We start from the raw sequence: 14,407 nt of genomic DNA on the forward strand, positions 1-14,407 counted from the left end.
TTTATCTCCTATTTAACCTTTTTACAATAAGAGATATAAATAATCCAATTATCACAAGCCTTATTACTGTTATAGTTGTCAAATAAAAACTAGGATACTGTGGAGTAATTGTTCCAAAAAAAATTGATGGTGCTCTTATCAATGAATCTAAAAAGTTACAATTGGTTGAAAATATAGAGGCATCGATTAATGCCAGTAAAATAAAGATAATTAACAACGACTTAACGATCCTCCACCCACTTTCACCATTTCCCCAGATATAACCTAAAAATTTATGAGCTAGCCACTCAAAAAACATTTGCAAGCGGTCAATTCCTTGGTATTTCCCCCTGTAATACTGTTTTTTTGATTTCCAAGCATTTCTTAAATGCTCCTCAGTTGAGGCAAGTTCAATCTGAATTGCCATATTTACGGATTTGGAGTCACCTAGCTGCTGATAGTTTGTTCTTAAAGTTCTAGCAAAATCTAATTTCCAGTTTTCTTCACTAGGAGCACTGTTATGTAGAATATCATTGTCAACTTTTGTTTTATCAAAACTACTATACTTAAAATCACAGTTGCTAAAACTTGAGCCTCTTAAGTTTGAATTTATAAATTTACTCCCGGTGAAGTCACATGAGTTAAACTTACAGCTTCTAAAATAGACACTATCAAAAACACAATATTTGAAGTCCACATTATTAAACGTCTTTTTCATGGCTACTACTCTAACAAAGATATTTTTTTCAAAATTCTCATTAGATAGGTTTTCGTTTATTGCTTTATCCTCATAACGCTCACGAGAGATATCTTCAAATTGTTCTTTCATGGCCTTATTTTGACAATTATAAAAACACTATATTCTACTTTTTTTCCCATAAGATCAAGCATGTATATGTACTGCGTCACTGCAATTTATGTGCAGTGACGCAGAAAAAAACACTTAATTTTATCCAGTAAAATCAACATATTCAGCACTAATGTTCAGGCGCGCTCAACGCGTTTGAGCAAAAATATACAATAAATTGCAATTCCCCATCTAAAAATACTGACGTTACAATGTCATCAAAAACCACAGGGACAAATGGGACTATTGGGGAAGCCGCGTTATTGCTGGTCTAAAGGCGTCCCCCACCTTAAAATTCAAGATGGGGCATATGGGACATATTTGATGATAAAGATCCATGCAATCAAAGCAGCTCATCAATATTAGGGATAGGATTATAAGAAAATGATGGCATGGAGTCGGACGTTTTCTTCGAGGAATGATTCTTAACCAGTTTTTTATGTTGATGTTCAACGCTCTCCTTTTGCGAATACCCTGGCTTTTGACCTTTAAGATATTCCAATACATAGAGCCGGAATGTATTGTAACTGGCGGTGAAGCTTCCCTCATCTTGAAGTGTTTCCCATATGGCGGTCATTGGCCAGCCTTTTTCCAAGGCTTCGGATATGTCATCTTTTAAGGCTAAAAATTCAACTTTATTTTTTCTGGCTGGCTTTTTTCGCTGATTTTGATCGGCAGCCATCATAGCTTCTATCAAGGATTTTTTCATAATCTACTCTCTGTAAAATTGGTTGCTCAATCCTTTGGTGTTTACTATTTTTTTTATTTATTTTGGTCTCTTTTGCTTCCCATCAAAGTCCTTTTTGGTTATTTATCAGCCCTTTTTTATTTATTCCCGTTTATTTTTGATTATTTTCGTTAATAATCGTTTAAGTTCTAAAAAGAACCTTAAAATAACCCAAAGTGGGTTCCAAAATAAATTTCAAAATACAGGGCAAGATAGGTGAAGTTAGCTAACCAGCAAGCTGGCCATCAAACTTCACGGGTCTTATTCGCACCTTCGGTGCTCAACGTTTTTGATGACATCAACAATGCTTATTCCCCTCCCCAAATTTTACTGGTGAAAACATACAGCCTTGGCGTTCCTACCCCTTTGATTCTTGGCTTATGCGAGGCATTACCGTCAGGAGCTGGCTTCAGCCAACCAGCTTGTAATAAAGTTTTTGTCACGGTGCGTTGATCGAAGCCTTTGCAGAGTTCGTTTTTATATACTTCGGTTAACACCATAAATATGCGAAGCCCTTCACCATCGGTTTGAAAAAAACCTGCGCGGTTAATAATTTTTTCATTGTTGGGGTGATTCACGCTGTCAAAACGGCTGGCACCATGGGATTCAAAGAAAGCGCGTACTTGCGCCATAATAGCGCGGTCTTCACGATTGCCATCTGAACCGAATGCTTCCAGCCATGCACCAAAACAATTCTCTGCCGCAGCGAATGATTCGCCTTCTTCCCATCCAGTCAAACCAAAACGACTGGCCAATTCACCAGCAGCTGCAACCAATGCAAAGCGTCTGGCAACACGGATTATTTGACCGGTTGCATCAGGTTGAATAACTGCACCAGCAAAGGTTCGAATAGTGTCGGTAATATATCGGCTGATTGTTTGCCGGTTGGCAACTACTTGATTCAGCCACGCCATACCGATTGTGCCATGATATCGGCTGCTGTATTTCTTTAGCGATAATGCCATGCTGGCTGGGCTTAGTTGATCATGAATTGTTTCAAAGATCCCCATCCCGCAACCTGCATCCGCCTCAATATCAGCAAGCCTGATTTCCTGACCTGCGTTAATGCGCTGTCCTGATTTTGTCATGAGTGCCGTCAAGGATTCTTCACCGGCAGATAGGAAGAACAAAGACCATCGGGAAGATTGCTTAACCGTACCAGTACGAGAAGCACGTGTTTTTCCCTGACCATTGGCCAGCAGATAAGCAGCCTCTCCAGCTACTCTGGGATCCATTTGACTCAGTTCATCCAGGATGAGCAGCCCATCATTGTGTAATGCCGCGAGACCTTCCAAGCCATTAGCAGTGCTTCGCCATAAACGACAATACGATTGTGGATTTCCCCAAACAGAAGCAGCGACTTTCAATGCGGTGCTTTTTCCCGATGAGGATGCACCCCTGAAATGAAAACCGCCAGAGTCTTCCCCAACCAGCTTTGCCAAGGCTGGTGCAAGTGCGGTCGATATGACAAATACCAGTCTTGAATTTCCTGCTGCAAGACGGCCTATTGAATTTCGCCATTCTTCAACGCTACCTTTTGAGGACAATGCCGGTTCTATGGCATTGGTATTCTGGAATACAATCTTCTCTGTTGTCTGACCAATACACAGGCCTGCGGTAATAAAGACATCCTCATACCAGCCCAGTTTATCAACACAACGTGCTCGCGCTTCAACTGGAAAGACCTGTAAATAGGACGTGAGCAAATCGCGCGCTGCTCTATTGGGTGAGATACTCAACCCAAGTCTTGCCAGCTCTCGCCTTACATCGGAGGAATCGCCTTGCAGTAAGGACAATGGCATCGCCCACTGGTGGGTAATACCATCATCATCCTTCCATTCCAGCAAACGACCCCATTCACCACTTTGGGCATCTCGGGTTTTGGCAACGACATACAATGGTGAGGATATCCATCGAGGTGGCAATGGATTGCCATCCTTATCGATACCGATAAAGGTTAACTCCTCATCAGTTAACCGAAACCGACCACCGGCATAATCACAGAAAATCGGTCGCTGTTTTGGCTTATTGGGTAATTCAATAACATGATTTTGTGACATACATTATTCTCCAAACAACAGTCAAACCATCGGAATGAAGTAAATTCATTCTGACAAATTTTAAATTTATGCGTTCTCAACGAGTTGTAACTAACCTTCGTCACTGGTTGAGTGATAAACTTTTTGTTGTTGGAGAAAAATCAGCACATCACTTTTTCGGTATAAAACCTTGCGACCAATTTTTAAATAGGGAACACCACCACCCGACCAGCGGTTACGTTCAAGTAAATGGGTGGAGCAGCTTAATACCGCAGCAATCGTTTGTTGATTAAAAAGTGCCGATTGTGGCGCAGATTCAAATTCGTTTAATAGATGTAAACGGGATGGTTTTTTTAAAGTCATAGGAAATTCCTCAGTTGTTTACTTCTCAGCCAAATGCCGAGATGTCCCTTCCTTGAACAGAACTCAACGCATCATCCAGTATCACCCTGGACAATTGATTGATATTCTTTTTTCCTAATCCTTTGACTTCCAACTGCTTATATTTTGTTGGAACATCGGGCTTACTCCTTAAGCTTGGAAAAAGTATCTCGTATTCCCTCAAAGAATGTCAAGCACGAAAGATCAAATTCAAAGATGTGTTATCGAAGGATATTGATTGATACTAAAAATGAAATATAACATGTCATAAATTCGCGAATTGCGAATCTAAATAATTGCTTTATGAATTGGAGAATCGCAAAAACTCTGGATACTAAGCTTCGGTAATGTGATAATGTTTGTCTTAATTAGGAAAGAATCAAAATTTCACACCAATATTAATATCAATTGATGTTATGCCAAACATGACATCAAATGATATTAACTTTAACTTGATATCATTTGATGTCAAAACTATACTTAAGAAAACTAATTGTTGGGTATAGTTAATAAAATGCAGTGTTTAAAGTGTCTAAAAGAAATCGAAAGCTCTACAGCCGAGCACTATGGGTTGCATCCTGAATGCTTTCAAGAGTGGTTTAATGTAGCTAAGACTGAAAAGTTTACTGGATTACAGAGGCGACATAGTTCTTCATTAGAAAACCCCAACAGTCATTCAAGGCAAAATAACAGTTTTTTCCATGGCAAATTCAAAAAGTACTCTGCCAGCCTTGCGGGTTTTTCATACATCTTAAAAATGAGACAAGATGATGCACCGGAATTACCCGAAGTTGAGTATTTGTGCAATCAAATTGGAAAGGAATTGAATATTCCCGTAGCAGAATTTTATTACATTGATTTTTATGGTGACAAAACCTTTGTCACTAAGAATTTTATCAAGCAAGATTCTCCAATTGACCTTCAACATATTTATCACTTCCGACCTGATGAAGATCATAGTTGTGAAGGACTTCTCACTGCAATATCCAAGGAAACAGGTAGACCCTTAGATACTAGAGTTTTTATCAATACCTTATTGTTCGATGCACTTATCGGCAATCATGATCGTCATGGAAGAAACCTTGCATTTATTGTTACATCTTCAAGTACTAAACTTTCCCCCATTTACGATAATGTATCTTATTTAAGTCTTGAAACAGGTCCAATGCTACAAGCTGACTTTAACCCAACGGGTAGAATTAATACAAAAGATTCGTTTGAACCAAGTATGGTTGACTATGTTCGTGAATTTAAAAGATTGGGATTTCAAGCAGAAATCGATAATTTCTACAAACGGCTCTCAATATCCAAAATTAATCAATTAATAAATGATAGTTTTTGTAGTGATTTAATGAAACAAGCCATCAAGCGTCTTATAGAAAAGAGATTTGAGGAGCTTGAAAATGCAAGATAATTTAAAACTATGCCAAGACAAACTCAATATATTTCATGAGGGAAGAAAAAGAAGGATTTTTGTTGGTGAGCTGATTTACAGTAAAGAACAGGAAGTCTATGAGTTAATCTATGATGAAAGTTACGCATACTCGGATACTGCCATTCCATTAGGGCCAGAGCTGGATTTATTTAAATTGCGTCACTGTTCTGAAAAAGGAAAACTATTTAAATCATTACTGGATAGAATTCCATCAAAAGAAAATCCAGCCTACAAGGATTATTGCGCCTCTCAAGGCATTTCACCAGATGAACAAAACCCAATTATTTTACTAGGTTCAATTGGTAAAAGGGGGCCATCAAGTTTTATTTTTGAGCCAGTCTATTATAGCTCCTTTACAAAAGAAGATATAAAAAAATTCAGAAATGAAATAGGCCTTACTCAACATGACTTAGCTAATATCTTGGATATTAGCATCGCCACACTGGCACGAATAGAAACAGGTACAAGTCATGACACAAACACCATAAAAAGAATAGAGATTTTCTTTAAGTTTCCAGCGGTAGCACTTTGGGAATTAAAGCAAACTGGGGGTTGGCTACATAGTGAAATGCTTGCAAAGCTATATAATCATTTCAATAAATAAATAATACAACAAGGTAAGAACCAGCCCTATATAACTTGGCGAACGATGCGTATTTTTACTTCTGTTATTATATCTATTAACCATCTCGCCCCCTAAAAAATTAATGTTACAGCAATAAGATTAAAAACTACGGGGGCAATTCGGGCTGTTGGGCAACCGCATAGCCTATTTACTGGGCTGGAGACGTCCCCCGCCTGAAAATTTAAGATGGGGCATATGGGATATATCTGGTGTTAACTCTCTTTTTTATCCAAAATAATTTGATCCCGTGATAAAGAACCCTGCAATGAAATTAGTTCATCAATATTAGGGAAGGGGAGGGTGATGTGGTCAAGCAAATTTGTACACCCCAGTTAAGCCACGTTTTTCATTAACCTCCAGAAGCTGAAAAAGCTCTCAGCAACACTATTATCCCAGCAATCGCCTTTTTTACTCATGCTGCCCACAAGACCATGCTGATTGAGCAAGTCACGATATTGTTTGCTGGCATATTGTGAGCCTCTATCGGAATGCACGATAAGGCCTGCTTTGGGCTTTCTTTGCCAAATTGCCATGGTTAACGCATCACAAACCGTGTCGGCCTTCATTCTTGAACTCATGTTCCAGCCAACCACTTTTCGGGAAAACAAGTCAATCATCACCGTCAGGTATAGCCAGCCCTCATGGGTCGGGATATAGGTAATATCAGACACATAAGCACGATTGGGTTCATTGACATTAAATTGCCTGTTTAAAACATTATCAAAAACAGGCTGATTATGATTACTGTTTGTTGTTACCTTGTATTTCTTTTTATAGCGAACAAAAACACCAGCCTCACGCATCAAACTGCGGGTTTTTCTTCGACCAACCGGGTAGCCAAGAGCATTCAGCACCTTTCTTATCCTGCGATTTCCATACGAGAATTTGCTGGATTCTGATATTTTTTTAACCCAATCCAATAACCCCTGATGTTCTGGTTTATTTGCCGGTCTTGTCCGTTTGCGTTTTTGATAACTATAGTATTCGGATGGAGTAACGCCCATTAGCCGGCACATCATGCCAACTGGCCAGGTCTTCTTATGCCGGGCGATAAACGAATATTTTATTTCGCTTCTTTCGCAAAGAAGACCGTGGCCTTTTTTAAAATTTCTTTCTCCATTGTCAGGCGACGAACTTCCTCTCGTAATTGACGAATTTCACTCTGTTCAGCAGTTAACTTCCCATTACCCCGGAAAGCCAAATTATCTTTATCAGCCAACTCTCGAATCCAGCGGCTCAGAATAGTTGAATGAATACCCAGGCTCCTCGCTGCTTCAGAACAGGTATATCCTTGTTCAGCGACCAGACTAATTGCATCCAGTTTAAATTCTTTTGTATATTTTCTTCTCATAGACATATTGAACTCCAATTAAGCAAATTATCTCTTAACTGGGCTGTCCAAATCAATTAGACCACGTCAAAGACGAGTGGGACAGCAAAAAGCCAGTTATCATGTGGTTGTCCCGTGTGTCCCTTTTGTCCCAGGCATTTTTTATATGTCTACAAATGCAGCCTTCAATTGCTGAATTTAATTCCATTGGAATATTAACAAGCGCATAATGTCGCGGATGCCCCACTTGTCCCTTTCGTCCCAAATATTTTTTTATTGAACTAAATGTATTTGCAATCCATTTTGGACGAACCTCTAATCCATATTAGACGGACTTATAATCCATTTTGGACGAACCTCTAATCCATAATGGACGGAATCATAATCCATATTAGACGAAACTTAGGATACCTCATTGAAAATGAACAACAATAATTTTCCAAGACAACTTAAAAGTCGAATGGAAATTACTATGAAGGCTAACATTCAATATATTATGGCGCTCAATTGAATTCCATTTGAATTCAATGCTCCCGATCGGTAACATTTCTATTTAATATGAAATAAACATCATATTATTACCGATCGGTAACATTCTCTGGGATTTTCTTCAAATAGGGTATAAAATTACCGTACGGGAACATTAGAAGAAAAATGATGATTCAATCCTCAGAAAATATAGGACGTTATATTCGCAAAGTTCGTAAAGAACTTAATGTTACCCAAAAAGATTTGGCTTTAAGTGCTGGAACTGGATTACGTTTTATTATTGATTTGGAAAATGGGAAGCCCACTTGCCAAATTGGAAAAACACTGCAAGTGCTACAAGTACTTGGGATTCAACTCAACTTGTCTCATGCTGATTTCGAAAATGAAAAATCATAAACTGGATGTCTATCTTAACCAAATACTAGCAGGCCAATTAAGTATTGATACGCATGGCGATATGTCTTTTGTGTATGATGACGCCTACCTGGAAAACAAGAAAAATCTCCCGTTGTCACACTCCCTTCCCATTCAAAAAAACCTTTATTCAATGCAGCAATGCCGTCCGTTTTTCAGTGGTCTCTTGCCTGAAGCCCATATGCGTACTGCTATTGCTCGTCAATTGGGTATCAGTGAAAAAAATGATTTTGCCTTATTAGCTGCTATTGGTGGTGAGTGTGCCGGAGCTGTGATGATATTGCCTCAAAATACATCCATAGTTCAGTTAAAGCCAGACTATAAAATTATCAAAAATAAAGACGTATTAGAAATTCTGCAAACCATGCATCAAAGACCTATGATAGTCGGTGAAGATGGAATCCGTTTATCCCTTGCTGGCGCACAGGATAAACTCCCAGTTGCTATTATTGAAGGAAATCTTGCAATACCAATGAACGGTGCACCCAGTACTCACATTTTAAAACCAATCAATCGAGACTTTCCCACCCTAATTGAAAATGAGTGTTTCTGCCTTAATTTGGCAAAAAAAATTGGATTAAATGCTGTGGACGCAGCTATCCATTACGCTGATAATACCCCTTATCTGTTGGTTAAACGATATGATCGGGTTGAGACAGAGCAAGGAATCCAACGCCTTCATCAAGAAGATTTTTGTCAGGCAATGGGCATAAGCCCTGAGATGAAATATCAGCGAGAGGGTGGCCCTCAAATTAGTGAGTGCTTTGGTTTGATAAGAGAGATATCAGGTCTCCCTGTCTTTGACATTAAAGAATTATTACAAGGGATTCTGTTTAATGTGATTATTGGCAACAATGATGCACATAGCAAAAACTTCTCTTTGCTCTATCATGGTTCAAAAACTCGTTTAGCACCTTTTTACGATATGATTTCAACCGTATATTACCCTAATCTTTCAAGTAAAATGGCGATGAAAGTTGGTAGTAAATATGATTTTGATGGCCTCTTCCCGCGTCACTTTACACAAATGGCAGAAGAGGCTCTTTTATCCGGTGCCCTAGTACGTAAAGAAGTCTTGAATCTAATTAGCAAAATTCAAAAAAACATAACGGCTAGCCCATTTACCAGCATCATTTTGCAACGTGCTGACAAATTATTTCAAAGATTCCAGAAGACTTCAGCAGAATAATCTTTATAATAATAGTTAGCGACGTCAAATATATTCAACTTAACTCCGCAGTTTCCATCATATGCTCAAGTATAAAATTAGTAACCTGCTGCATTGGCTTACGCAAACGCTCAACATCTTTCATGATATATCTTGCTGTAACATCATTATTCATTTTATGATTAAGTAATCGTTTTAAAGCATAAGCAGGTAAGTCCAAACTATCAGCAACCGTAGCAAAGGTTCTTCGCAAATCGTGCAAGGTAAATGGAACATTAGATAACTTCACAACCCTGTTCACTGCCTTTTTAGGCTCATAGATATAACCGGTTTTGCTTTCAGCCGGAAACACAAATTCACTGCTTTTATTCCGACTTCTTCGCTCCATTAATTCATAAACAAAATCAGACATTGGCAAGGTATGGATTTCGTGATTTTTGGTGTCTTGCAGGGTGATTGTTTTAGATTTGAGATCAATATCGTCCCATCGCAGAGAAGCCGCCTCCATTTTGCGCATGCCGGTAAACAACAGCAACAGGAAATAGTCGTGCCAGAGTAGGGCGTTGCGGTAGCTATCTGTCTCGACCAAGATAATCACCGCTTTATACCAGTCTGCTAACTGGTGGGGTTTAATGACGGTTTGTTTGCGATCCACTCGGTACCAGGCTCGGGTGTGTGACAGGTATTTGACCGGATTGATGGTGATGATCGGATGGCCGTTGCCATCCTGATATTCATACATGGCATAATTAAAAATAGCCCGTAATACCCGCATGGCATTATTGGCTCGTGCCTTGCTATTGGTTTGGCCATGCTTGGTATGTCGTTTGGCAATCATCAAAGATTGTCAAGGGTCAAAGATCGAATTCAAAGGAATGATATCGATTGATACTGAAAAAAATTCTACTATGAGATATAAATTACCAACAATATTTTTTATTTCACAGTAAGCAGGATTGTAGTTGTACGTACATTGTGCTAACATTTAATTATACACATTTACGAGTATGCTGCTATGGAACCAATTAAACAAAACGATAACACAAGTCATACTAAAAAAGGGCGAGCACCAGCTAGAGCACGTTCGCAATCAGGCAAATCATCCCGAATTGGGTTAAGGATATCCCCTGCCCAAGAAAGAGCTATTAAGTTGGCTTCTGAAATCAAGGGAAAATCAACTTCTGAGTTTATTTTAGATACGGCTTGCCAAGCTGCCGAACAAACATTGTTAGACCAAAGACTTTTTATGGTGTCCAATGAGAACTTTGAAAAGTTTTCAAAGCTGCTCGACAGACCACCCATGGATAATGAAGGTTTGAAAAAATTATTTTCCAAACCGTCACCATGGGATGAATAATGCTAAAAAAACCTGTTCCTCTTGATAATAAAATAAAAATTGACAACTTTGATAGTGGCAACACAAACCTCGATACATGGTTGATAAAACATGCAAAGCAAGCTGGCGGAAGTGGTTCAGCTAAAACCTATGTCGTTTTTGATGATGATATACCAGTTGGTTACTACAGTTTGGCTGTCGGGCAAGTAGAGCAATCTGAGGTCCCTAAAAGAGTCGCTCAAGGAATGGGAAACTACCATATTCCTGTGATTATTCTTGCCAGAATGGCGGTTAGTAAAGATTATCAGGGTAAACAAATAGGTCGTGGCATGTTACAAGATGCTATAAAACGGTCATTGATGGTTGCTAATGAGGTGGGCGTTAGGGCTATCATTACTCACCCAATTGACGATAAAGCCGAATCATTTTATAAGCATTTTGGTTTTGAAGAATCGCCGCTAAGAGAAAAACAACTTGTTTTGTTATTAAAAGACGCTAAACGGGCATTGTCTTAGTTGCCGAGCTTTTTGTTAAAACAAGTCTATATTCAGATATTACACATATAATTCGTGATTCGCGAATTGCGAATTATATAACCAACGATGTTAATTATAGCCAGAAAGCTAATATAAATTGTCCCAGCGTCCCACTACTGAGAATTTATGGGGGACGGCTATAAGCCAGTTATCACGTGGTTGTCCCGTGTGTCCCTTTTGTCCCAGGCATTTTTTATATGTCTACAAATACAGCCTTCAATTGCTGAATTTAATCCCATTGGAATATTAACAAGCGCAATTATCTTGGGTTGAGTCTATAAATGTTCTGATCTTCATAAAACCCAAAGTTACCGGCATGAATCACCATATCGGCATTAGTTTGAACTACCAGTTGATTGATGATATCCAAATTTCCTCTTATCACTGATTAATAGGATTCTGTGTATCCAAATTCACTTGGTTTTATTTAAAGTCATGTTAAAGAAATCCAGATAATTTAACTTATGTCACGTCTCATGTTAAAGAAATCGCATTTTTTTAACATGAGAATAAAGTCATGTTAAGAATTTTGGATTTCTTTAACATGACTATTTAATCTACAGCAGGAATATTCATCAATAGTCGATAAAGGTTATCATTCAGATATAAATTGTCTTTTGCTATCTTGTGTTTGGATAACAATTTAATTTGAACCAGCTCATCCAAGTATTTTGAGGCTGTTTGACGAGATTTGCCGGTATCGTTCACCACAAACTCTATTTTGGTATAGGGATGCTTAAATAAATTATTGAGTAATTCATGGCTATAAACTTTAGGCAATTTTTCTTTCATTTCCACTTTATAGTTTTGCATTAATGTCCTGATCTCACTGATTATAAGTGTTGTTTGTTTTGCCGTACTTTCAACTGCTTTTAGCATAAAAAGTATCCATGACTCCCAATCTTTTTCATCGCGTACTTTTTGTAATAGTGAATAGTATTGTTGTTTATTCTGGTTAATATAACGTGACAAATACAAAATTGGTGTATCCAGCAAACCTTGTTTTACCAAATACAGAATATTAAGAATCCGCCCTGTTCTTCCATTGCCGTCATAAAAAGGATGAATACTTTCAAATTGATGATGAATTAATGCCATTTTTACCAGATCATCATAGCCACTGCGCTCATCTTCATTGATAAATCGCTCCAAATCAGTCATCAATCGAATAATCTCATCCCTATCCTGGGGTGGTGTGTAAATGACTTCACCAGTCTGATCATTCTTCAATTGCGTACCTGCTTGAGTACGAAAACCAGCGTCATTTTCTTCAAGTGTTTGCTGAATAGTTAATAGCGTATTATTGGTGATCAATCCCATTTCTTTGACTATCTTATACCCACGATTTAATGCTTGGGCATAGCTATGCACTTCTTTTGCGCTATGGGATACAAAATTTTTGGATTCATAATCACTGCGATATAGATCATCATGCGTGGTGATTATATTCTCAATAGCAGAACTTTCCTTGGCCTCTTGCAAGGATAAAGTACCAATCAAAATATATTGATTAGGAATATTCGCAGCAACCCCTTTTACCTCCCCCAATGCCTGATGGGCTTTAGCTGCTGCTTTTAAAACAGCTTTGGTTTCAAGATCATCCAACTCGAATAAAGATGATATTGAATCTTTTGAAATCATAAGAAAATTCCCCTAGGTTTAAATATCATCATACGCTTTGTCCTTCCATATGCTCAAGCAAGAAATTGGCAATCTGCTGCATAGGTTTACGCAATCGCTCCACATCCTTCATGATATATCCGGCCGTTACATCATGATTCATCTTATGATTTAACAATCGTTTCAGGGCATACGCTGGTAAATCAAGACTGTCGGCGATGGTGGCAAAGGTTCTTCGTAAATCGTGCAGGGTAAATGGCACACCGGATAACTCGGCCACTTTATAAACGGCTTTTTTAGGCTCATAGATATAGCCGGTTTTACTCTCAGACGGGAAAATATACTCACTGGTTTTATACCGGCTTCTGCGTTCCATTAAGCCATAAACAAAATCGGACATGGGCAGGGTATGGACTTCGTGGTTTTTGGTGTCTTGCAGGGTAATGGTTTTGGATTTGAGATCAATATCGTCCCAACGCAGAGAAGCCGCTTCCATTTTGCGCATGCCGGTAAACAACAGCAACAGGAAATAGTCGTGCCAGAGTAGGGCGTTGCGGTAGCTATCTGTCTCGACCAAGATAATCACCGCTTTATACCAGTCTGCTAACTGGTGGGGTTTAATGACGGTTTGTTTGCGATCCACCCGATACCAGGCTCGGGTGTGTGACAGGTATTTGACCGGATTGATGGTGATGATCGGATGGCCGTTGCCATCCTGATATTCATACATGGCATAATTAAAAATAGCCCGTAATACCCGCATGGCATTATTGGCTCGTGCCTTGCTATTGGTTTGGCCATGCTTGGTATGTCGTTTGGCTATCATCTCCCGGGTAATATTCACCAGCGGTTTATCAAGCCAGTCTGGTGCGACTTCATGCAGCACACATTGATAATCAGTTAAGGTGCGTGGTTTTAAATCTTTCCTTGCCTTGAGGTAGTCATTCAACACTTGCTGTAAAGTCATGGCATGAACTTTTTTGGTTTTTTTCTCTGCAATGGGGTCATCCCCTCTGGCGACACTACCCAACAGGCTTTTGGCTTGCTTTCTGGCTTCTTCAACCGTTAGGTTGCCGTATTTACCCAAAGTCACTCTTTTGACCTTGCCACTGATTCTGGTTTCAACGATGAAGCTTTTCACGCCACTTGAGGTAACTCTTAAAGCGAATCCTTTCAAACTGTCATCACGATAAAACGTTTGGGTTTTTCCGGGAATGTGTTCGAGTTTATCAACGATGGTTTTGGTTAATTTAATACCATTTCCGCTTGCTGCCATAATATACCCTTAAAATCTCATGTAGACGCCATGTAGACACTTTATTTAAAACCAAATAAATTTCAATATGGCAAATTATGGCTTATAAGCGTTGATTTTAAAAGGTTTTTGAAAGAATTTAAAATTTGATAAAACGTGCTAAAACCCGTATTTTACAGACTCATAATCCGTTGGTCCAAGGTTCAAGTCCTTGTGGGCTAACCAA

At 38.8% G+C, this 14,407-nt stretch carries 12 protein-coding genes and 2 pseudogenes; 6 read left to right on the forward strand and 8 right to left on the reverse strand.

The features are described from left to right. Position 1 precedes the first annotated feature (1 nt). The 4 genes from CKW05_RS02820 to CKW05_RS02835 all read right to left on the reverse strand — a co-directional run bounded on the left by CKW05_RS02820 (position 2) and on the right by CKW05_RS02835 (position 3,955). Entirely contained in the window at positions 2-808 is an 807-nt protein-coding gene (locus CKW05_RS02820; protein WP_058484404.1) for a pentapeptide repeat-containing protein, read from the reverse strand. A 361-nt stretch (positions 809-1,169) separates the two neighbouring features. Further along, positions 1,170-1,535, reverse strand: a complete 366-nt coding sequence (locus CKW05_RS02825; protein ID WP_058484403.1) for a TraK family protein — start codon at positions 1,533-1,535, stop codon at positions 1,170-1,172. Positions 1,536-1,861: 326 nt separating this feature from the next. After that, a complete protein-coding gene (locus CKW05_RS02830; RefSeq protein WP_058484402.1) occupies positions 1,862-3,613 on the reverse strand; it encodes a DUF927 domain-containing protein in 1,752 nt (583 codons plus the stop codon). A 90-nt stretch (positions 3,614-3,703) separates the two neighbouring features. Continuing rightward, entirely contained in the window at positions 3,704-3,955 is a 252-nt protein-coding gene (locus CKW05_RS02835) for a hypothetical protein (RefSeq protein WP_058484401.1), read from the reverse strand. Between the two features lie 511 nt (positions 3,956-4,466). Between CKW05_RS02835 and CKW05_RS02840 the strand changes: the two genes are divergently transcribed. Together CKW05_RS02840 and CKW05_RS02845 are read left to right on the forward strand one after the other, a co-directional pair. Continuing rightward, positions 4,467-5,387 (forward strand): HipA domain-containing protein, encoded by a 921-nt coding sequence (locus CKW05_RS02840; RefSeq protein WP_133141177.1) that lies wholly within the window; start codon positions 4,467-4,469, stop codon positions 5,385-5,387. Continuing rightward, a complete protein-coding gene (locus tag CKW05_RS02845; RefSeq protein ID WP_058484399.1) occupies positions 5,377-6,012 on the forward strand; it encodes a helix-turn-helix transcriptional regulator in 636 nt (211 codons plus the stop codon). The genes CKW05_RS02840 and CKW05_RS02845 overlap by 11 nt, the downstream gene beginning before the upstream one ends. Before the next feature lie 386 nt (positions 6,013-6,398). On the opposite strand, the pseudogene CKW05_RS02850 reads toward CKW05_RS02845, so the two are convergent. Beyond that, a pseudogene (locus CKW05_RS02850) lies at positions 6,399-7,390 on the reverse strand (IS3 family transposase); the annotation flags it as partial. A 627-nt stretch (positions 7,391-8,017) separates the two neighbouring features. On the opposite strand from CKW05_RS02850, the gene CKW05_RS02855 reads away from it, so the two are divergent. Beyond that, a complete protein-coding gene (locus CKW05_RS02855; protein ID WP_231950677.1) occupies positions 8,018-8,248 on the forward strand; it encodes a helix-turn-helix transcriptional regulator in 231 nt (76 codons plus the stop codon). After that, complete coding sequence (locus CKW05_RS02860; RefSeq protein ID WP_058484391.1) at positions 8,235-9,455, forward strand: type II toxin-antitoxin system HipA family toxin; 1,221 nt, start codon at positions 8,235-8,237, stop codon at positions 9,453-9,455. Before CKW05_RS02855 ends, CKW05_RS02860 begins: the two co-directional genes overlap by 14 nt. A gap of 34 nt (positions 9,456-9,489) precedes the next feature. On the opposite strand, the pseudogene CKW05_RS02865 reads toward CKW05_RS02860, so the two are convergent. Then, positions 9,490-10,272 (reverse strand): annotated as a pseudogene (locus CKW05_RS02865) (tyrosine-type recombinase/integrase); the annotation flags it as partial. Between the two features lie 177 nt (positions 10,273-10,449). Here CKW05_RS02865 and CKW05_RS02870 point away from each other — a divergent pair. Both CKW05_RS02870 and CKW05_RS02875 read left to right on the forward strand, forming a co-directional pair. Then, entirely contained in the window at positions 10,450-10,791 is a 342-nt protein-coding gene (locus CKW05_RS02870; RefSeq protein WP_082642726.1) for a type II toxin-antitoxin system TacA family antitoxin, read from the forward strand. Then, complete coding sequence (locus CKW05_RS02875) at positions 10,791-11,285, forward strand: GNAT family N-acetyltransferase (protein ID WP_231950679.1); 495 nt, start codon at positions 10,791-10,793, stop codon at positions 11,283-11,285. Before CKW05_RS02870 ends, CKW05_RS02875 begins: the two co-directional genes overlap by 1 nt. Before the next feature lie 573 nt (positions 11,286-11,858). Here the strand turns inward: CKW05_RS02875 and CKW05_RS02880 are convergent. Continuing rightward, positions 11,859-12,947 (reverse strand): Fic family protein, encoded by a 1,089-nt coding sequence (locus CKW05_RS02880; RefSeq protein ID WP_058482718.1) that lies wholly within the window; start codon positions 12,945-12,947, stop codon positions 11,859-11,861. 28 nt (positions 12,948-12,975) lie between these two features. After that, on the reverse strand, positions 12,976-14,202 hold the full coding sequence (locus CKW05_RS02885; protein ID WP_095140546.1) for a tyrosine-type recombinase/integrase: 1,227 nt from the start codon (positions 14,200-14,202) through the stop codon (positions 12,976-12,978). Positions 14,203-14,407 lie beyond the last annotated feature (205 nt).

Source organism: Legionella spiritensis, from assembly GCF_900186965.1.
Lineage (GTDB): Bacteria > Pseudomonadota > Gammaproteobacteria > Legionellales > Legionellaceae > Legionella_C > Legionella_C spiritensis.